The organism is Nocardioides ganghwensis (genome assembly GCF_014779655.1).
In the GTDB taxonomy this organism is placed as follows: domain Bacteria; phylum Actinomycetota; class Actinomycetes; order Propionibacteriales; family Nocardioidaceae; genus Nocardioides; species Nocardioides ganghwensis.
Map to the genome: position 1 here is coordinate 139046 of NZ_JACXYX010000008.1, position 20168 is coordinate 159213.

Annotated in this window: 16 protein-coding genes; 4 read left to right on the plus strand and 12 right to left on the minus strand. The window is 71.2% G+C overall.

The genetic code is table 11. The features are described from left to right. Positions 1 to 311: 311 nt before the first annotated feature. From IEZ24_RS11545 to IEZ24_RS11570, 6 genes are all read right to left on the minus strand, one after another. Positions 312 to 1472 carry an ABC transporter ATP-binding protein gene (locus IEZ24_RS11545; RefSeq protein ID WP_129453971.1) on the minus strand — a complete coding sequence of 387 codons (1161 nt, stop codon included), beginning with the start codon at positions 1470 to 1472 and terminating at the stop codon, positions 312 to 314. Continuing rightward, on the minus strand, positions 1469 to 2482 hold the full coding sequence (locus tag IEZ24_RS11550; RefSeq protein ID WP_129453970.1) for an ABC transporter ATP-binding protein: 1014 nt from the start codon (positions 2480 to 2482) through the stop codon (positions 1469 to 1471). The genes IEZ24_RS11545 and IEZ24_RS11550 overlap by 4 nt, the downstream gene beginning before the upstream one ends. Before the next feature lie 5 nt (positions 2483 to 2487). Further along, positions 2488 to 3462 carry an ABC transporter permease gene (locus IEZ24_RS11555; protein WP_129453969.1) on the minus strand — a complete coding sequence of 325 codons (975 nt, stop codon included), beginning with the start codon at positions 3460 to 3462 and terminating at the stop codon, positions 2488 to 2490. A 6-nt stretch (positions 3463 to 3468) separates the two neighbouring features. Then, complete coding sequence (locus IEZ24_RS11560; RefSeq protein WP_129453968.1) at positions 3469 to 4479, minus strand: ABC transporter permease; 1011 nt, start codon at positions 4477 to 4479, stop codon at positions 3469 to 3471. A 90-nt stretch (positions 4480 to 4569) separates the two neighbouring features. Next, on the minus strand, positions 4570 to 6243 hold the full coding sequence (locus IEZ24_RS11565) for an ABC transporter substrate-binding protein (protein ID WP_129453967.1): 1674 nt from the start codon (positions 6241 to 6243) through the stop codon (positions 4570 to 4572). A gap of 82 nt (positions 6244 to 6325) precedes the next feature. Further along, a complete protein-coding gene (locus tag IEZ24_RS11570) occupies positions 6326 to 7081 on the minus strand; it encodes an HAD family hydrolase (RefSeq protein ID WP_242498404.1) in 756 nt (251 codons plus the stop codon). A 135-nt stretch (positions 7082 to 7216) separates the two neighbouring features. Here IEZ24_RS11570 and IEZ24_RS11575 point away from each other — a divergent pair, with 135 nt between their 5' ends. Beyond that, complete coding sequence (locus IEZ24_RS11575) at positions 7217 to 8899, plus strand: ABC1 kinase family protein (RefSeq protein ID WP_129453966.1); 1683 nt, start codon at positions 7217 to 7219, stop codon at positions 8897 to 8899. A gap of 14 nt (positions 8900 to 8913) precedes the next feature. Here IEZ24_RS11575 and metH read toward each other — a convergent pair whose 3' ends face one another. Further along, positions 8914 to 12591 carry a methionine synthase gene (metH, locus tag IEZ24_RS11580; RefSeq protein WP_242498408.1) on the minus strand — a complete coding sequence of 1226 codons (3678 nt, stop codon included), beginning with the start codon at positions 12589 to 12591 and terminating at the stop codon, positions 8914 to 8916. Positions 12592 to 12799: 208 nt separating this feature from the next. Here metH and IEZ24_RS11585 point away from each other — a divergent pair, with 208 nt between their 5' ends. Beyond that, a complete protein-coding gene (locus IEZ24_RS11585) occupies positions 12800 to 13645 on the plus strand; it encodes a PAC2 family protein (RefSeq protein ID WP_129453965.1) in 846 nt (281 codons plus the stop codon). Between the two features lie 48 nt (positions 13646 to 13693). Here IEZ24_RS11585 and mshC read toward each other — a convergent pair whose 3' ends face one another. The 4 genes from mshC to IEZ24_RS11605 form a co-directional block, all read right to left on the minus strand. Continuing rightward, on the minus strand, positions 13694 to 14932 hold the full coding sequence (mshC, locus tag IEZ24_RS11590) for a cysteine--1-D-myo-inosityl 2-amino-2-deoxy-alpha-D-glucopyranoside ligase (protein ID WP_129453964.1): 1239 nt from the start codon (positions 14930 to 14932) through the stop codon (positions 13694 to 13696). 66 nt (positions 14933 to 14998) lie between these two features. Beyond that, positions 14999 to 15787 carry an SCO1664 family protein gene (locus tag IEZ24_RS11595; RefSeq protein WP_129453963.1) on the minus strand — a complete coding sequence of 263 codons (789 nt, stop codon included), beginning with the start codon at positions 15785 to 15787 and terminating at the stop codon, positions 14999 to 15001. After that, positions 15777 to 16361: a DUF3090 domain-containing protein gene (locus IEZ24_RS11600; RefSeq protein ID WP_129453962.1), complete on the minus strand. Its 585-nt coding sequence runs from the start codon at positions 16359 to 16361 to the stop codon at positions 15777 to 15779. Before IEZ24_RS11600 ends, IEZ24_RS11595 begins: the two co-directional genes overlap by 11 nt. 10 nt (positions 16362 to 16371) lie before the next feature. After that, positions 16372 to 17088, minus strand: coding sequence for a histidine phosphatase family protein (locus IEZ24_RS11605; protein ID WP_129453961.1), 717 nt, complete (start codon positions 17086 to 17088; stop codon positions 16372 to 16374). Between the two features lie 32 nt (positions 17089 to 17120). On the opposite strand from IEZ24_RS11605, the gene corA reads away from it, so the two are divergent. Both corA and IEZ24_RS11615 read left to right on the plus strand, forming a co-directional pair. Then, positions 17121 to 18125 (plus strand): magnesium/cobalt transporter CorA, encoded by a 1005-nt coding sequence (gene corA, locus IEZ24_RS11610; RefSeq protein WP_129453960.1) that lies wholly within the window; start codon positions 17121 to 17123, stop codon positions 18123 to 18125. Then, a complete protein-coding gene (locus tag IEZ24_RS11615; RefSeq protein WP_242498403.1) occupies positions 18116 to 19354 on the plus strand; it encodes an MFS transporter in 1239 nt (412 codons plus the stop codon). Before corA ends, IEZ24_RS11615 begins: the two co-directional genes overlap by 10 nt. Here IEZ24_RS11615 and IEZ24_RS11620 read toward each other — a convergent pair. After that, positions 19320 to 20141, minus strand: coding sequence for an undecaprenyl-diphosphate phosphatase (locus IEZ24_RS11620; RefSeq protein WP_129453959.1), 822 nt, complete (start codon positions 20139 to 20141; stop codon positions 19320 to 19322). The two genes, IEZ24_RS11615 and IEZ24_RS11620, sit on opposite strands and share 35 nt — an antisense overlap. Positions 20142 to 20168: the final 27 nt, after the last annotated feature.

A 20168-nucleotide genomic window follows, 5' to 3' on the forward strand; every position in this document is an offset into this window, starting at 1 on the left:
GGCAGGACTGTGATGAGACACGCCAGGCGCCGCTAACGCCAGGTGGTCAAGCTCCTGATCAGGCCAGCTCCTCCAACCGGGCCGGGGCCGGTGACCGCGAGCGGACAGGTCGCAGCAAGGCACGAAGCCAGTCATACCGGGGGTCACACCCGCGGTCACCAACCACAGCCCAGCACCATCAGGCTGCGTTGGCGATCCTCACAGTCATACCGCCCCGCACCCATACGTACGCCTTCGTATGACGCAAGGGAGGGGACAGGCGGGCAGGGGCAGGCGGGCAGGGGGGCAGGGGCAGGGGGGCAGGGGCAGGGTCAGGGGGCGATGTACGCCTCGGGCGGCGTCGGAGGGCCGTCCGGACCACCGAAGCCCTCGGAGACCAGCTCGGCCTCGACCTCGTGGCGCTCGATCTCCCCCGCCGCGATCTGCTCGGCGAAGTGGCACGCGACCCGGTGTCCCGACGACGCACCGGCGACCTCCACGACCCGCAGCTCGGGCCGCTCGGTGTCGCAGCGGGTCTCCTGCCGCCAGGGGCAGCGGGTGTGGAAGCGGCAGCCCGTGGGCGGGTTGGCCGGCGAGGGCAGGTCGCCGGTGAGCAGGATCTGCTCGCGCGAGTCCTCGACGGTGGGGTCGGGCACGGGTACGGCGGACATGAGTGCGCGCGTGTAGGGGTGGAGCGGCACGTCGTAGAGCTCACCCGCCTCGGACTCCTCGACCAGTCCGCCGAGGTACATCACGCCGATCCGGTCGCTGATGTGGCGCACCACGGCCAGGTCGTGGGCGACGACGAGGTAGGTCAGCCCGAGCTCGTCCTGCAGGTCCTGGAGCAGGTTGATCACCTGCGCCTGGATCGAGACGTCGAGGGCGCTCACGGGCTCGTCGGCGACGATCAGGTCGGGGCCCACCGAGAGCGCCCGCGCGATGCCGATGCGCTGGCGCTGACCGCCGGAGAACTCGTGGGGGTACTTCTTCAGACCTGCCGGGGGCAGCCCGACCGCCGACATCAGCTCGCGCAACCGGGCGTGCGTGGCGGCCTTGTCGGTGTCGAGCCCGTGGGCGCGCATGCCCTCCAGCAGGAGCGCCTCCACCGTCTGCCGGGGGTCGAGGCTCGACATCGGGTCCTGGAAGACCATCTGGAAGCGCTTGCGCTCCTTGCGCAGGTCCTCGCCCTTGAGGGAGGCGATGTCGACCCCGTCGAAGATCACCGAGCCCGCCGTGGGCGGCTCGAGGTTGAGGATCGCCTTGCCGAGGGTGGACTTGCCGCAGCCGGACTCCCCCACCAGGCCGTAGGTCTCCCCGCGGTGGATGGTCAGGTCGACACCGTCCACGGCGCGTACGTGCCCCACGGTGCGGTCGAAGATGATCCCGCTCTTGATCGGGAAGTGGACCTCGAGGCCGCGCACCTCGACGAGCACCTCGCCCGGCGCGGCAGTACGGGCTCCGCGGGCTGCGTCGAGCCCTGCCGATGCACTCATCGAGACACCGCCATCGGGTTGAAGCAGCGCAGGCCGACCACGTCGTCCCCGTCCCACTGGGGCGTCTGCCGGACGCACACGTCGAGTGCGTTGGGGCAGCGCGGGGCGAACGCGCAGGCGGAGTCCCACGGCAGGTTGTCCGCCACGGAGCCCGGGATGGGCGAGAGCGCCTCGCCGCGCGGCGCGTCGAGGCGAGGGATCGAGTTGAGCAGGCCGACGGTGTAGGGGTGGCGTGGCCGCGCGAACAGGGTGTGGCGATCGCCGCGCTCGACGATCTTGCCGCCGTAGAGCACGTTGACCTCGTCGCAGAGCCCCGCCACGACGCCCAGGTCGTGGGTGATCATCACCATGGCCGTGCCAGTCTCGACCACGAGCTCCTTGAGCAGGGCCAGGATCTGCGCCTGGATCGTCACGTCGAGGGCGGTGGTGGGCTCGTCGGCGATCAGGAGCCGCGGCTGGCAGGCCAGTGCCATCGCGATGAGGGCGCGCTGGCGCATCCCGCCGCTGAGCTGGTGGGGGTAGTTGGCCAGGCGAGCGGTCGGGTCGGGGATGCCGACGCGCTCCAGCAGGTCGGCCGCCTTCGGCATCGCCTCCTTGCGGCTCAGGCCCTGGTGCCGCTCCATCACCTCGGTGACCTGTCGCCCGATCTGGATGACCGGGTTGAGCGAGGACAGCGGGTCCTGGAAGATCATCGCGATGTCCGCGCCGCGGCGGTCGCGCATCTGCGGGGCGGACAGCGACAGCAGGTCCTCGCCGTCGAAGACGGCCGAGCCCTCGACGGTGTTGCCGCGGGTGGGCAGCAGGCCCATGATCGCGAGCGAGGTGACGGACTTGCCGCACCCGGACTCGCCGACCAGGCCGACGGTCTGGCCGGGGCGTACGTCGAAGCTGACGCCGTCGACGGCGCGGAACGGCTCCTCGCCGCGACGGCCGAACGTCACCCGCAGGTCGCGCACCGCGAGCAACGGCTCGCCGTGTCGAGCGGCGGGCTGGATCCGTTGCGTGCTCATCGCACTCACCTCCGGGTCTTGGGGTCGAGGGCCTCGCGCAGCGACTCGCCCATCAGCGTGAACCCCAGCGCGACCACGATGATGCAGGCCGCGGGGTAGAAGGCGAGATGCGGCTCCTGCCCGAGGTAGGGCTGTGCCGCGCCCAGCATCTGACCCCACTCGGGCCGCCGGTCGTCGGGGTTGCCGAGGCCCAGGAAGGACAGCGCCGCCGCGTCGATGATGGCCACCGCCAGGACCAGCGTGGCCTGCACGATGACCGGACCCAGCGCGTTGGGGAGCATGTGCCGGAACACGATCGCGTGCGGCTTGACACCGAGCGACCGCGCCGCGAGGACGTGGTCGCTGGCCCGCTGTCCCAGCATGGACCCGCGCAGCAGGCGGGCGAAGATCGGCACCTGGACCGTCGCGATGGCGATGATCAGCGTCCACTGGCTCGGGCTGCTGGCCAGTGCGGCGATGGTGAACGCCAGCAGGAGGGACGGGATGGACAGCATCACGTCGACGATCCGCATCACCAGCGAGTCGGTCCAGCCGGCGAACGCACCCGCGATGGTGCCGAGCGTGACGCCGCCGAGCAGGCCGAACAGGGTCGCCAGCACCCCCACCATCAGCGTCTGCTGGCTGCCGACGAGGAGGCGGGACAGCAGGTCGCGACCCTTGTCGTCGCCACCGAGCGGGTGGCCGGGCTCGGGGCCGGGCACGGGGTTGGACTGGGGCCGGATGTCGTCGAGGAGCGGGCGGGCCGCCGGGTCGTACGGCGCGAGCCACGGCGCGATGATCGCCAGCACGACGAAGGTGACCGTGATCGCGAGGCCCACGAGGAAGACCGGGTTGCGGCGCAGTCGGCGCCACGCGCTGAGGATCAGCGAGACGCCGCCCTCCTCGTCGGCGGAGGCGGCGGCCAGCGCGTCGAGGCGCTGCTTGCGCCGGTCGGCGTACGACGTGCGCCCGGGGGGCGGCTGGGGGGTCTCAGAGGTCATGGCGGCTCACCTCGTCCGGATCCGGGGGTCGATGAGGGCGTAGGTGATGTCCACGAGCAGGTTGACGAGGACGTAGATCGCGGCCGCGGCCATGATCAGGACCTGCAGCACGGGGTAGTCCTTCTGCAGGAAGCCCTCCGCGAGTGCCTGCCCGACACCACGCCACGAGAACACTGTCTCGGTGAGGACCGCGCCCGACAGCAGGGCGCCCACCTGGAGGCCCACGGTGGTGACCACGGGCAGCATGGCGTTGCGCAGGACGTGGCGCCCGCGGATCACCCGGGCCGTGAGCCCCTTGGCCTCCGCGGTGCGGACGTAGTCCTCGTCCAGCACGTCGAGCACCGAGGCCCGGGTGATGCGGAAGACCACCGCGAACGGGATCGTGGCCAGCGCCAGCGAGGGCAGCACCAGGTGCTTGAGGGCGTCCCAGGCCGCGTCCCACTCGCGGGTGAGGATCCCGTCGAGGACGAAGAGCCCGGTCACGCGGGTCGCGTCCAGCCCGATGCTCTGCCGGCCCGAGACGGGGAGCAGGTTCCACTCCACCGCGAAGAAGTACTTCAGCAGGAACGCCGTGAAGAACACCGGGACGGCCACTCCGACCAGCGAGAAGATCACCGTGGTCGTGTCGAGCGCGGTGCCCTTGCGGCGGGCCGCGACGTAGCCGAGCGGGATGCCGAGGGCGACGGCGATGACGAGGGCGAAGAACGACAGCTCCAGCGTCGCCGGGAGGCGACTCAGGAAGATGTCCAGCGCGTCCTCACCGGGGAGCACCTGCGTGGACACCCCGAAGTCGCCCTGGAGGGCGCGCTGCATGAACCGCACGTACTGGACGGGCAGGGGCTGGTCGAGGCCGAGGGCCTGCTCCAGCGCCTCCCTCCGGGCCTCGGTCTGCCGCTCGCCCAGCAGGGCGGACACCGGGCCACCCGGCAGGGAGCGCAGCCACACGAAGACGAGCAACGACAGGACCAGCAGGACGCCCACCATCTGCAGCAGGCGCCGTACGACGAAACGAAGCATGGTTCTCCTCAGGCACGAGCGGGTCAGGGGGTCGTCCCGGCGGGACGACCCCCTGACTCACACAGCACGTGTCACGGGGCGGTCGTTGCCTCACTCACCGCCGACGGAGACGGTGTCGAACTCCTCGGCCGTCAGCGGGCTGGGGATCACGCCCTCCACGCCGGGGCCGACCACGAGGGCGGGCGGCGAGTGGCTGATCGGCAGGCCGGGGAGGTACTCCTCCATGATCTGCCGGTTGATCTCCTCGAACGCGGCGCCGCGCTCGTCCTCGTCGACGATGGCGTCGGCGGCCTTGAGGTCGTCGGCCAGCTGCTTGCCCCACGGCATGACGTCGGTGCCGAAGTCGTTGTCCTTGAGGTTGCCGAAGAACGTGCCGATGAAGTTGTAGGCGGAGTCGTAGTCACCGGTCCAGCCGAGGATGTAGGCGTCGTACTTGCCCGGCTCGCCGGACACGTTGTCGAGGTAGCCGCCGTTCCAGGACGCGGTCGACACCTTCACCTTGATGCCCACGGCCTCGAGGTCGGTGCGCAGGGCCTCGTAGATCTTCTGCGGGTCCGGCATGTAGGGCCGGGTGACCTCGGTCGGGTACGCGAAGTTGAGCGTCATGCCCTCGGCTCCGGCCTCGGCCAGCAGTCGCTTGGCCTCGTCGGGGTCGTAGGCGTAGGGCTCGAGCTCGGTGTTGTAGCCGCTCACCGTGTCCGGCATGAACTGGGTGGCGACCGCAGCGCCCTCGGGCAGCTGCGTCTGCACGAGCTGCTCACGGTTGAGGGCGTGGTAAATCGCCTGTCGGACCTTCAGGTCCTTGAGCTGCGGGTTGGCCTCGGGGTTGAGGCCGAGGTAGAGGATGTTGAACGGGTCGCGGACCTCGACCGAGTTGCCGTCCTCCTCCAGGCCGGCCCAGTCGACCGGGTTGGGCAGGTCGTAGCCGTTGATGCTGCCGGCCTCGAGCTCCTGGCGACGGGTGCTCTCGTCCGGGATGACCCGGAAGACGACCTCGCTGACCTGCGCGGCCTCACCCCAGTAGTCGTCGTTGCGCGCGAGGGTGATCGAGCCGTTGGCCTCGTCGTACTCACCGAAGGTGAAGGGGCCGGTGCCGACCGGGGCGTCGGCGTAGGCGGGGAAGCTGAAGCCCTCGCCCTCGGCGGCGATGCCGTTGGCGTCACCCTCCTCGAGCGCCTTGGGCGACTGCATCGACAGCGACTCGAGGGTCAGCATCGTCGGGAAGCCGGAGGTGGGGCCGCTGATCGAGATCACCGCCTCGAACTCGTCGGTCGCCTCGCAGCCCTGGTAGAGCGAGTTCTCGGCGTCGTTGGAGAAGGCGCCCATCACGTAGCCCCAGTACTCGCCGGCGGTCTGGCCGGCCTCGTTCTGGTCGAACATCCGCTCGAAGTTGTAGCAGACGGCCTCGGCGTTGAAGGGCTCGCCGTCGTGGAAGGTCACGTCGTCACGCAGCGTGAACGTCCACTCGGTGCCGTCCTCGTTGGGCGTCCACTCCGTCGCGAGCTCGGGCACCACCTCGGCGCTGCCGGGCTCGATGCCGAGGAGGCCCTCGAACATCTGCCGGGTGATGCGGAACGTCTCACCGTCCGTGGCGTAGAAGGGGTCGAACATCTCGGGGGCGCCGGCGGCACCGAAGACGAAGGTGCCGTCGTCGCCGCTGCCGCTCCCGCCTTCGTCGTCTCGCTCGCTCTCGGCGCAGCTCGCCAGGGTGGCGGCTGCCAGGACAGCCGTGGTCCAGGTCGCCACGGTGCGTGTCACAGACATCCGGGGTCCTTCCGTCCGGTAATCGATCAGGTGTGTTCAGCACCCTAGACCGCCGGAAGTGACCCGGGCCACAGCGACATGGTCACGGTCGGGTCACGTGTCGACCGCGCCCGGGACCGGCGTGGACGTCCGTCTGGATGGCCGCCTGGATCTCCGCCTGCCTGTCCAGGTGCCCGTCCACGAGCGCGGCGACGCCGGCCGCGTCGAGACCCGACAGGGAATCGGCGAAGACCCGCCGCTCCCCGTCGAGGATCGGGACGTGGTTGGGCACGCACACCACGGTGCACCCCGCGGCGACCGCGGACTTGGCGCCGGTGTTGGAGTCCTCGATCGCGATGCACACCTCGGGGGCGACCCCGAGCTCCGCCGCGGCCAGGAGGTACGGCTCGGGGTGCGGCTTGCCGAGCTCGACGCGGTCGCCGGTCACGACGCTGGCGAAGGTGTCGGCGGGCAGCTCGGCCAGGATCGGCGCGACGAAGCGCTGCCACGACATCGTGACGAGGGCGCACGGCACCTCGCGGGCGTGCAGGTCGGCGAGGAGCTCGCGCGCACCGGGGCGCCACGGCACCTCGACCTCGACGCGGGCCACGACGCCGTCGAGAAGCTCGTCGACGATCTGCTGGGGCGTGCGGTCGATGCCCATGTGGACCCGGATGTAGTCGCCCGACGCCAGCAGGGCGTTGCCGACGAGGTTCATCGCGTGCTCCTGCGACCACGTGCCGCCGTACTTCTCGGCCATCGCGTACTCGGTGTCGATCCAGTAGGGCTCGGTGTCGACGAGGGTGCCGTCCATGTCCCAGAGAACTGCGGCGGGCAGGGAGGGCGGCGCTGGAGTCACGGCGCAACCCTATCGAGGGCGCGACTCTCCCGACCGCTCGCCCTGCGACGGCCCGAGCCGCCCTGCGAGTCGTGCCGACTCCGGCTGTCTGGCACTCCCGGTGCGAGCCGGCGGCGGCGCGTGCATGCTTGCGCCATGACAGGACTGAAGGACAACCGGTACGTCGCCCTCGCGCGGCTCGTCCGCCGCCACGGCCACTCCGACCTCCTGGCCGGTGCCCAGCTGGACGAGTTCGACGTCGATGACGACGCTCCTGCCGGCGATGCCGACCGGGCGACCGCCTTCGCCGCGGACCTGGAGGCGTTGGGCCCGACGTTCATCAAGCTCGGTCAGCTCCTCTCGACCCGGTTCGACCTGCTCCCCCCGGCGTACACGACGGCCCTGGAGCGGTTGCAGGACTCCGTCGAGCCGCTCCCCTTCGCCGCGGTCCGCGAGGTGGTGGAAGCCGAGCTCGGCGCCACCCTGAAGGAGCGATTCAGCGAGTTCACCGAGGAACCGTTGGCCGCCGCCTCGATCGGGCAGGTCCACCGAGCCGTCCTGCGCAACGGCCGGGAGGTCGTGGTGAAGGTGCAGCGCCCCGGGGTCCGGGACGTGGTCCGCGAGGACATGGCAGTGCTGGAGCGCTTGGCATCGGTGGCGGACAACCGCACCGAGGCGGGCCGTACGTTCGGATTCGGCAGGCTGCTCGACCAGTTCCGCCGGTCGCTGGCCGGGGAGCTCGACTACCGCCGGGAGGCCCGCAGCCTGGTGACCTTCGGCGAGCTGACCGCGCCCTACGACCTGCTGGTCGTGCCGCAGCCCGTGCCCGAGTACAGCACGTCGCGGATCCTCACCATGGACTACGTCGAGGGACGCAAGGTCACCGACATCGGCCGCCTGGGACTCGTGGACCTCGACGTGCGGCCGATCGTCGAGCAGCTGTTCAGCGCCTACCTCCACATGATCCTGGATGCCGGTGTGCTGCACGCCGACCCGCACCCGGGCAACCTGCTGCTCACCGACGACGACCGTCTCGCGCTGCTGGACCTGGGGATGACGGCATCCGTGCCGCCCCGCATCCAGAACGACATCATCAAGCTCCTGCTCTCCATCAGCGATGGTGACGGGGAGGAGACCGCCGTGGTCCTGGCCGCGATGGGCCATCCGCTCGACGGCTTCGACCCTGCTGCATTCCGGGACGACGTCTCGCATCTCGTCTCGGAAGCGCTCGCGGCCGGCTCCGACGTCTCGGTGGGCACGGTGCTCATGGACCTCAGTCGTCTGTCCGGCCACCACGGACTGCGCCCCCCGGCGGAGATGTCGATGGTCGGCAAGGCGCTGCTCAACCTCGATCGGGCGACGTCGCACCTCGACCCCGGCTTCTCCCCCGCCGTCGCCATCCGCACCAACGTGAGCGAGATCTTCGCCGCGGGCTTGAAGGTCTCCGCCGGTGGGCTGATCGCCGCGGCGATCGAGTCCAAGACGTTCATGGCCCAGCTTCCCAACCGGGCCAACCGCATCATGGACTCGCTCGCGGACGGCGAGTTCCGGATCCAGGTCCAGGCCATCGACGAGGAGCGCCTCCACACGGTGATCCAGCGGGTCGCGAACCGCGTCACGCTGGGCATCATCATCGCCGCCACCATCCTCGGAGCGGCCCTGGTCGTGCGTGTCCCCTCGGAGTGGACGGTCCTCGGCTATCCGGGGCTCGCCATCCTGTTCTTCCTCTTCGCCGTCTGCGCCGGCGTCGCCATGGCGGTCTGGGTCGTCCTGACCGACCGCAAGGTCGCCCACACCCAGCGCACTGCGTCGTCCCGGAGCGCGGTGCGCCTGCACTGAGCGCCATGGCGCCATCAGTCCTCCGGGTCGTAGCCCAGGTTGGGCGAGAGCCACCGCTCGGCCTCGGCCAGCGTCCAGCCCTTGCGCTCGGCGTAGTCGGCGACCTGGTCGCGCGCGAGCCGTCCCACCACGAAGTACTGCGACTGCGGGTGCGAGTAGTAGAAGCCGCTCACCGACGCGCCGGGCCACATCGCCATCGACTCGGTGAGCTCGATGCCGGTGTGCTGCTCGACGTCGAGCAGCTCCCAGAGGGTCTGCTTCTCGGTGTGCTCGGGGCAGGCGGGGTAGCCGGGCGCCGGACGGATGCCGTCGTACTGCTCCTTGATGAGCCCCACGTTGTCGAGCTGCTCGTCGGGCGCGTAGCCCCAGTGCTCCTTGCGGACCTGCTCGTGCAGGTGCTCGGCGAAGGCCTCGGCCAGCCGGTCGGCGAGGGACTCGAGCAGGATGGCGTTGTAGTCGTCGAGCTCGGCGCGGAAGGCCGCGACCCGCTCTGACAGGCCGTCGCCGGCGGTCACCGCGAACGCGCCCACGTGGTCGCGCAGGCCGGTCTCCTTCGGCGCCACGAAGTCGGACAGCGCGCGGTTGGGCACCCCGGCGCGGTGCTGGCCCTGCTGCCGCAGGTGGCGGAGGGTGGCGTGCACGCGGCTGCGGTCGTCGTCGAGGTAGAGCTCGACGTCGTCGCCGACGCTGTTGGCCGCGAAGAAGCCGATCACGCCGTGCGCGCGGATCCACTTCTCCTCGACCATCCGGTCGAGCATCTCCTGGGCGTCGTCGTAGAGCTTGCGCGCGGCCGGCCCGGAGCTGGGGTTGTTGAGGATGTCGGGGAAGGCACCCTTCATCTCCCAGGCGTTGAAGAACGGCTGCCAGTCGATGTAGCCGCGCAGGACCGACAGGTCGTGGTCGCGCAGCACCCGTACGTGCTCGCGGTCCTGCCGCAGCTGCTGCGGCACCGGTGGCTCGTAGTCGCTCCAGTCCATGGGCGTCGCGTTGGCGCGCGCCTGCTCCAGGGTGACCATCGGGCGGTCGTTCTTGGCGGAGTGACGGGTGCGCAGCGAGTCGAAGTCGGCCTGCACGTCGGCCATCAGCTTCGCGCGACCGGTCTCGTGGAGCAGGGCGGCGGCCGTGGGCACGGAGCGGGAGGCGTCCTTGACCCAGACGACGGGGCCGTCGTACTTGGGGTCGACCTTGACCGCGGTGTGGGCGCGCGACGTGGTGGCGCCGCCGATCAGCAGCGGGATCGTGAGGCCCTGGCGCTGCATCTCGGTGGCGAAGTTGACCATCTCGTCGAGCGAGGGCGTGATCAGGCCCGACAGGCCGATGATGTCGGCGCCGACCTCGGCGGCGGTGTCGAGGATCTTCTGCGCGGGGACCATGACGCCCAGGTCGACGACCTCGTAGTTGTTGCACTGCAGGACCACGCCGACGATGTTCTTGCCGATGTCGTGGACGTCGCCCTTGACCGTCGCCATGACGATCGTGCCGTTGGTGTCCTTGGCGGTCGCGAGCTCGGGGTTGTCGAGCTTCTCCTGCTCGATGAAGGGGATCAGGTAGGCCACGGCCTTCTTCATCACCCGGGCGCTCTTGACGACCTGCGGGAGGAACATCTTGCCGGCCCCGAAGAGGTCGCCGACGACGTTCATCCCGTCCATCAGCGGGCCCTCGATGACCTCGATCGGGCGGCCGCCCCGCGCGGCGATCTCCTGGCGGAGGATCTCGGTGTCGGACTCGACGTGCGCGTCGATGCCCTTCACCAGGGCGTGGGTGATCCGCTCGCCGATGGGCAGCGCGCGCCACTCGTCCTCGGCGGCCTCCTCGGCCTCGGCCGAGCGGTTGTGCGCCTCGGCGATCTCGAGCAGCCGCTCGGCGGCGTCGGGCCGCCGGTTGAGCACGACGTCCTCGATGCGCTCGCGCAGCTCCGGGTCTACCTCGTCGTAGACCACGAGGGCGCCCGCGTTGACGATGCCCATGTCGAGGCCGGCGCGGATGGCGTGGTAGAGGAAGACCGCGTGGATCGCCTCGCGGACCGGGTTGTTGCCGCGGAAGGAGAACGACACGTTGGAGATGCCGCCGCTCACCTTGGCGCCCGGCAGGTTCTGCTTGATCCAGCGGGTCGCCTCGATGAAGTCCTCACCGTAGGTGGCGTGCTCCTCGATCCCCGTGGCGACCGCGAAGACGTTGGGGTCGAAGATGATGTCCTCGGGCGGGAACCCGACCTCGTCGACGAGGATCCGGTAGGCGCGCTCGCAGATCGCCTTGCGGCGCTCGAGGTTGTCGGCCTGGCCGTCCTCGTCGAAGGCCATGACCACGACGGCCGCGCCGTACTTGCGGCACAGGCGGGCCTGCTCGCGGAAGGCCTGCTCGCCCTCCTTCATGGAGATCGAGTTGACGATCGCCTTGCCCTGCACGCACTTGAGCCCGGCCTCGATGACCTCCCACTTGGAGGAGTCGACCATCACGGGCACGCGGCTGATGTCGGGCTCGGAGGCGATCAGCTTGAGGAAGCGGTCCATCGCGGCGACGCCGTCGATCATGCCCTCGTCCATGTTGACGTCGATGACCTGGGCGCCGGCCTCGACCTGCTGGGCGGCGACGCTGAGCGCCGTGTCGTAGTCGCCGTCCTTGATCAGCTTGCGGAAGCGCGCGGACCCGGTGATGTTGGTGCGCTCGCCGACGTTGACGAACAGGCTCTCCTCGGTGATGGTCAGCGGCTCCAGGCCGGACAGCCGCATGACCGGCCGGTGCGGCACCGGCTCGCGACGCGCCTTGCCGTCGACGGCCTGCGCGATCGCGGCGATGTGGTCGGGAGTGGTGCCGCAGCACCCGCCCACGAGGTTGAGGAAGCCCGCTTCGGCGAACTCGGCCAGCACCGCCGCGGTCTGGTCGGGCGTCTCGTCGTACTCGCCGAACGCGTTGGGCAGCCCGGCGTTGGGGTAGACGCTGACGAACGAGTCGGCGAGCCGGGACAGCTCGGCCACGTAGGGGCGCATGTCACGCGCGCCGAGCGCGCAGTTGAGGCCGACGGCGAGCGGGCGCGCGTGGCGTACGGAGTCCCAGAACGCCTCGGTCACCTGGCCCGAGAGCGTACGGCCGGAGGCGTCGGTGATGGTGCCCGAGATGATGACCGGCCACCGGCGGCCCTGCTCCTCGAACAACGTCTCGACGGCGAAGATCGCCGCCTTGGCGTTGAGGGTGTCGAAGATCGTCTCGATCATCAGCAGGTCGGACCCGCCGTCGACGAGTCCGCGGGCGGCGACGAGGTAGGCGTCGGCGAGCTGGTCGAAGGTCACGTTGCGCGCGCCCGGGTCGTTGACGTCGGGCGAGATCGAGGCCGTACGCGTGGTGGGGCCGAGCGCACCGGCGACCCAGCGCGGCCGCTCGGCCGTCGCGACGGCGTCGACCGCCTGGCGGGCCAGTCGCGCGGACTCGTAGTTGAGCTCGTAGGCCAGATCCTCGAGGCCGTAGTCGGCGAGCGAGATCGCGTTGGCGTTGAACGTGTTGGTCTCGATGACGTCGGCGCCCGCCGCGAGGTACTCCTCGTGGATCGTCCGGATGATCTGCGGCTGCGTGATCGTGAGCAGGTCGTTGTTGCCGACCAGGTCGCTGGGGTGGTCGGCGAAGCGCTCTCCGCGGTAGCCGGCCTCGTCAGGGCGGTCGCGCTGGATGGCCGTGCCCATCGCACCGTCGAGCACCATGATCCGCTCGGCGAGGGTCGCAGTGAGGGCTTCGGTTGCGTCGGGTCGGTGCTGCGGCTCCACGGGTGCGTGGCTCCTCTCGGGTGGCAGGGGTGCCAGCCTAGGAACGTCGTCCGAATCGCGGACTGGATTCCCACATGGTGGCACCCGGCGCGTCGGGCGGCGAAATCACGGCGGCTGACTGGGCGTCGCGCCCTAGGCTGGGCGGGTGATCGAGTTCGACGACGTGCAGGACCTGGTCTCCCCCGTGGTGATCGCCGCCTTCGAGGGATGGAACGACGCGGCCGACGCCGCCTCCGGGCTGGTCGACCACCTGATCGAGCAGTGGAAGGCGGAGGTCATCGGCGCGATCGACCCTGAGGAGTTCTACGACTTCCAGGTCAACCGACCCGTGATCGGCACCGACCTCCACGGCCACCGCCGGCTCACCTGGCCGACCACGCGCATCGCCGTCGCCCGCCCCGCCGAGCTCGACCGCGACGTCATCCTCGTGCGCGGCATCGAGCCCAACATGAAGTGGCGCCAGTTCTGCGCCGAGCTCCTCGCCGCCTGTGACGACCTCGGCGCCGAGCTGGTCGTGACGCTGGGCGCCCTCCTCGCCGACACGCCCCACACCCGGCCGATCCCGGTCACCGGCACGGCCAGCGAGCCCGAGCTCGTCGACCGGCTCGACCTCGAGCAGTCGACCTACGAGGGGCCCACCGGGATCGTCGGGGTCTTCAACGACGCGTGCACCCAGCTCGACATCCCCGCGGTGTCCTACTGGGCGGCCGTGCCCCACTACGTCGCCCAGCCCCCCTGCCCCAAGGCGACGCTCGCGCTCCTCGGCCACCTCGAGGAGCTGCTGCAGGCACCGATGCCGCTCGGGGAGCTCCCCGAGGACGCCAAGGCCTGGGAGCGAGGGGTGGACGAGCTCGCCGCCGAGGACGAGGACGTCGCCGACTACGTCCGAGCGCTCGAGGAGACCCGCGACACCGCCGACCTCCCCGAGGCGAGCGGCGAGGCCATCGCGCGGGAGTTCGAGCGCTACCTCAAGCGGCGCGACACCGACTGAGGCTCGCCCGCGGGCGCGGCGTACGTCGAACCACGGGAGCGGCGTACGTCAGAGCGACAGGCCGAGGGCGGCGTCGAGGAGGCGGTGGACGGTCGCCGCCGCCTCGTGGTCGGAGGTGTCGGCGAGCCCGGTGGTGCCGAGCGTGGCCTCGACCCAGTCCTGCACGACCCGCACCGCGGTGGGGGCGTCGAGGTCGTCGGCCAGCGCCGCCAGCACCTGCTCGACCACCGGACCGGAGGGAGCGCCGTACCCGAGGGCCAGGGCCCGACGCCAGGTGGCGAGGGTGTCGACGGCGTCCCAGAGCTGGTCGTCAGTCCACTCCCAGTCGCTGCGGTAGTGGTGGCGCAGCAGCACGAGCCGGATGGCCATCGGGTCGACCTCGCTCATCCGCAGCGCGGAGACGAAGACGAGGTTGCCCTTGGACTTCGACATCTTCTCGCCGTCGTAGGCGACCATCCCGGCGTGGGCGTACGCCTGGGCGAACCGGTGCCCCGGGTGCGCGACCTGCGCCTCGCCGGCCGACATCTCGTGGTGCGGGAACACCAGGTCGCTGCCCCCGCCCTGCACGTCGAAGGCGGTGCCGAGGTGGTCGAGGGCGATCGCGGAGCACTCCACGTGCCAGCCGGGGCGGCCGGGGCCCCACGGGCTGTCCCAGGCGGGCTCGCCGGGGCGCTCGGCGCGCCACAGCAGGCAGTCGAGCGGGTCCTTCTTGCCCTCACGGTCGGGGTCTCCCCCGCGCTCCGGGAAGATCTCGAGCATCTCGGCGCGGTCGAGGCCCGAGACCGAGCCGAACGCGCCGTCGGCGGTGACGGAGAAGTAGAGGTCGTCCTCGACGCGGTAGACCGCGCCGGCCTCCTCGAGCAGCCGGATGAGCTCGATGACCTGCGGGATCGACTCGACGGCGCCGATGTAGTGCGCCGGCGGCAGGACGCGCAGCGCCTCCATGTCGTCGCGGAACAGCTGGGTCTCGCGCTCGGCGAGCTCGGTCCAGTCGACCTTGACCTTGTCGGCGCGCTCGAGCAGCGGGTCGTCGACGTCGGTGACGTTCTGGACGTAGGTCACCTCGTGCCCGGCGTTGCGCCAGGCGCGGTTGAGCAGGTCGAAGGCGACGTAGGTCGCCGCGTGACCCATGTGGGTGGCGTCGTAGGGCGTGATGCCGCAGACGTAGAGCCTTGCCGGGCCCTCGGGCCGCGTGTCGACGAGGGTGTTGCTCGCGGTGTCGTGCACCCGCACGACAGGGCCCGTCACGGGCAGTCGGGGAACGTCGGGCGACGACCAGGCACGCATGCGGCGCAGCCTATCGGCCGGTCGGGAAGGTCTCACCGCCTCATGCCTCGGTCGACGCTGCGCGGCTCAGAAGGGAGGCCAGGGGATGACGGGGTACGACGACGTGGCGGGCGCGGGGAACTCCCCGCGGGCCAGCAGCCGCGCGAGCCGTCGCTCGGTGGTGGCCAGCTCGTCCCCGGTCACCAGGCCGGACAGCGTCGTGCCCAGCTCGCCGGCCAGCGCGGTGGCGAGCCGGCGGAGCCCGTCGAGCTCCGCCGGCGAGATCGGCTCGCCGACGAAGCCCCACAGCACGGTGCGGAGCTTGTGCTCGACGTGGAAGGTCAGGCCGTGGTCCACGCCGTGGCGGTGCCCGTCGGGCATCGGCAGGACGTGGCCGCCCTTGCGGTCGGCGTTGTTGACCACCACGTCGAACAGGGCCATCCGCCGCAGCGCCTCGCTGTCCTCGTGGACGAGCGAGACCGCCTGGTCGTGGGCGTCGAGACCGTCGAAGACGTGCCGGAAGCCGTCGGGCACCTGGCCCTCGGCGACGATGTCGACGGGTGAGACGTCCTCGACCTCGTCGCGCCACAGCTGCACCATCCCCGGACCGTGGGGTCCCTCGCCGAGGACCGTCGGCGGCACGATGTCCCAGCCGAGCGCCTCGGAGACGGCGTACGCCCCGACCTCGCGGGCGGCCAGCGTGCCGTCGGGGAAGTCCCAGAGCGGCCGCTCCCCCGCGACCGGCTTGTAGACCACCCGGACCCCGGCGATCTCGCCGACGAAGGTGGCGTTGGAGGCGGGCAGGACGCGGCCGTGCAGCGTCAGCTCACCGGTGGGGAAGCCCGCTGGGGGCTGGAGCCCTGGGTCAGGGGTCACGGCGCCGGAAGCCGTTGGCACGGACGCACAGGTGCCCGTCGGGGTCCACCGGCTCGCCGCAGAACGGGCAGTCGGGACGGCCCGCGCCGATGACGGACAGGGCCCGCTCGACGAACGACCGGGCCGAGGCCGCGCTGATCCGGACGAGGAAGATCTCCTCGGGCTCCGGCTCGAGGAGGTCCTCGAGGTCCTCCTGGAGCTGCTCGGGCGAGACGACGGCAGCCTCGGTGAACGGGAAGACCTCGATCACCACCCGCTCGTCGGTGCCGTCCCACGACAAGGTCATGGTGCCGGCGCGGAACTCCTCCTCGATGGGCTGCTCGAGCGGCTGGGCGTCGGCGAGGTCGCGCGGGGCGATGGCCGGGATCAGCACGTCGTCGCCGGCGGCACGCATCAGCTCGTCGAGGAGCTCGTCGATGCGCTCGGCCAGGGCCTGGACCTGCTGCTTCTCCAGCGAGACGCTGACGAGGCGGGTGCCCTCACGTGCCTGGAGGAAGAACGTGCGCTGGCCGGGCTCACCAACGGTGCCGGCGACGAAGCGCTCGGGTGGGTCGAAGCGGTGCACGACTGGCATGTCACTCACCCTAGGGCGTGCCTGTCTGGGGCCCGGCGCCTCCACCGACCTCGGCGTCCGTACGCCGCCGACCGCGCGCCTTCTTGCGCGGCGGGGTCAGCCAGGCCAGGTCGCCGGCGTGGGTGTTCGTGCCGATCACGAAGGGCCGCGACTCGGTGTAGCGCACGATCGACACCGACGCCGGGTCGACGTGGATGCGCTGGAAGAGGTCGAGGTGCGTGCCGAGCGCGTCGGCGAGGATCGACTTGATGACGTCACCGTGGCTGACGGCCAGCCACACCGCGTCCGGGCCGTGCTCGGCGGCGACGCGCGCGTCGTGGCGGCGTACGGAGGCGACGGCGCGGTCCTGCATCGCCCGCATCGACTCCCCGCCGGGGAAGGTGGCCGCGGAGGGCTGCGCCTGCACCGTCTTCCAGAGCTTCTCGCGGGCCAGGTCCTTGAGCGCCCGTCCCTGCCACTCGCCGTAGTCGCACTCGGAGAGCTGCTTGTCGGTGCCCGCCCGCAGGGCCGCGGCCTGGCGCGCGGTGATCTCGCGGGCCGTCTCCCGGCACCGCTCCAGCGGACTGGTGACCGCCGCTGCGAGGCGTACGCCGGCGAGGCGCTCGCCGACGGCCACCGCCTGCTGCACGCCGGCGTCGTCGAGGTGCACGCCCGGCAGGCGTCCGGCGAGGACCCCGGTGGCGTTGGCCGTCGAGCGGCCGTGGCGGACGAGGATGACGGTGGGCACGCAAGCGACCCTAGTAGGACTAGCCTGACCGCGTGATCGTGGACAACGCGCTCTACCACCGCGGGAAGCGGGTGCCGGTCGGCAACGGCGACGACCAGAGCCTCGGGCACGCGCGGGTGCCGTGCGACCCCGGTGACTTCCAGTGGATCGGCATCCACGAGCCCAGCCCCGACGAGCTCCAGCTCATCGCCGACACGTTCGGCCTGCACCCGCTGGCGGTGGAGGACGCGGGCGACTCCCACCAGCGACCCAAGCTCGAGCACTACGGCGACACGCTCTTCCTGGTGCTCAAGACGCTCTGGTACGTCGACGAGGAGGACGCGGTCGAGACCGGGGAGATCAACATGTTCGTCGGCACCGACTTCGTCGTGACGGTCCGGCACGGCGAGGGGATCGACCTCGCCGACTCGCGCCGCGACCTCGAGGAGCGGGCCCAGGTGCTCGAGCACGGCCCGATGGGGGTCATGTACGCGATCTGCGACCGCGTCGTCGACGAGTACGAACGGGTCGGCGCCGCGCTCGAGGAGGACGTCGACGAGGTGGAGGAGTCCGTCTTCTCCCCCGCCCGCACCGACGACGCGAACCGCATCTACGTCCTCAAGCGCGAGATCGCCGAGGTGCGCCGCGCGGTCATGCCGCTGCGCGAGCCGATGCGGAAGTTCTCGCTGCACTCCGACACCGTCCCGACGATCCGCACGCCGATCCCGATCACGGCCGAGACCGCGACCTACTTCCGCGACGTGGCCGACCACCTGCAGCGCGTCTCGGAGGTCATCGACAACCTGGACATCCTGCTGTCCACCGCCTTCGACGGCCACCTCGCCCGCATCTCGGTCCAGCAGAACGAGGACATGCGCAAGATCTCCGCCGGCGCCGCGCTCGTCGTCGTGCCGACCCTCATCGCCGGGATCTACGGCATGAACTTCGACCACATGCCGGAGCTGCACTGGACCTACGGCTACCCCTTCGCGATGGCGCTGATGGCCGGGGTCGCGGCCGGGCTGTTCGCGCTGTTCAAGAAGTCCGGGTGGCTGTGACCCGTCCGTCTCCGACGGCCTGGCGGGTGGTGTGGTGGTTCGGCTTCGTCAGCCTGGCCGCCGACATGGTCTACGAGGGCGCCCGCTCGGTCTACGGCCCGCTGCTCGCCGCGCTCGGTGCATCCGCGGTCGTCGTCGGCCTCGTCACCGGTGCGGGCGAGGCCGTCGCGCTGGTGGCGCGGCTCGCGTTCGGCCCGCTCGCCGACCGGACCGGGCGCTACTGGACGCTGACGATCCTCGGCTACGGCCTCACCGCCGTCTGCGTCCCGTTGCTCGCCCTCGCCCCACGGCTGGGTGCCGCAGGGCTGGTCTTCGCCGCGACGTTGATCCTCCTCGAGCGGCTCGGCAAGGCCATCCGCTCGCCGTCGAAGTCGGCCCTGCTCGCGCACGTGGCCTCCGCGGTGGGCCGCGGTCGCGGCTTCGGCGTGCACAAGGCGCTCGACCAGGTCGGCGCCTTCGCCGGCCCGCTGCTGGTGGCGGGCGTCGTCGCGGTCGCATCGGTCTGGGCCGGCATGGCCGTGCTCGCCGTCCCGGGCGCGATCGCCATGGTGCTGCTGGTGACCCTGCGCCGCCGCGTGCCCGACCCCGGTGCGTACGACGTGGCGCGCGCCGCGCCCGCCGTGCCGTCGGCGCCTCGCCGCGGCTGGTGGGCCGAGGCCGTCGGCGCCGGGCTGTCGGGTGACTTCTTCCGCTACGCCGTGGCGGCGTCGCTCACGACCGGCGCGCTGGTGACCTTCGGGATCATCGGCTACCACCTGACCGTCGAGGGACTGCTCCCGGTGGCAGCGGTCCCGGTCGTGTACGCCGCCGCGATGGCCGTCGAGGCGATCGCCGCGCTGGGCGTGGGTGCGGTCTACGACCGCACCGGCACCCGGGTGCTGCTCGTGGTCCCCGTGCTGGTCGCCCTCGTCCCCGCGCTGGCCCTCGGCTCCGCGCTCGTCGCCGTGCTGGCGGGAGTCGTGGCGTGGGGCATCGCCCAGGGCGTCCAGGACTCCACCGTCAAGGCCGTGGTCGCCGACCTGGTCGAGGCACCGCGGCGCGCCACCGCGTACGGCGTCTTCGCGGGCGTCCAGGGCCTGTTCGCGATCGTCGGCGGCGTCACGGCCGGGTGGCTCTACGAGCGCTCACTGCCGTTGCTCGTCCTGGTGGTCGCACTCAGCCAGCTCGCGGCGCTGGCGCTGCTGGCCGACACGTTCAGGCGGTCAGCACGCCTGCACCGAGCAGGATGAGGGTGCCGGCGCCGAGCAGGATCCGGTAGACGACGAACGGCGTGTAGGACCGGGTGCTGACGTAGCGCAGCAGCCACGCGATCGCGGCGTAGCCGACGACGAACGAGACCACCGTCGCGGTGATCGTCGGGCCCCAGCCGAAGTCGTTGTGGCCGTGGGGGATCTCCTTCAGCTCGAACAGGCCGGCCCCGACCACCGCGGGGATCGCGAGGAGGAAGGCGAACCGGGTGGCGGCCTCGCGCTCGAAGCCGAGGAAGCGGCCCATCGAGATCGTCGCGCCGGAGCGGGAGACCCCCGGGATCAGCGCGAGGGCCTGCGCGGCGCCCATGAGGACGGCGTCCCTCATCGTGATCTTGCCCAGCGGCCGGTCCGTACGCCCGACGCGGTCGGCGATGCCGAGCACGACGCCCATCACGATCAGGGTGGTCCCGATGATCCAGAGGTTGCGGAAGTCCTCCTCGATGATGTCCTTGAGGAGCACGCCGAGCACCACGATCGGCAGCGAGCCGACGATGATGAACCAGCCCATCCGCGAGTCGAGGGTGCCGCGGTACTCCGCCTGGAACAGCGAGCGCACCCAGGCGCTGCCGATGCGCCAGATGTCCTTGCGGAAGTAGATCAGCACGGCGAGCTCGGTGCCGATCTGGATCACCGCGGTGAACGCAGCGCCCGGGTCGCCCCAGCCGAAGAGCTCGGGGAAGATCCGCAGGTGCGCGCTGCTCGAGATCGGCAGGAACTCGGTCAGCCCCTGGATCACTCCGAGGACGACGGCTTTGAGGAGATCCATCACAGGGGGTGAGCCTACGGGCGCGTC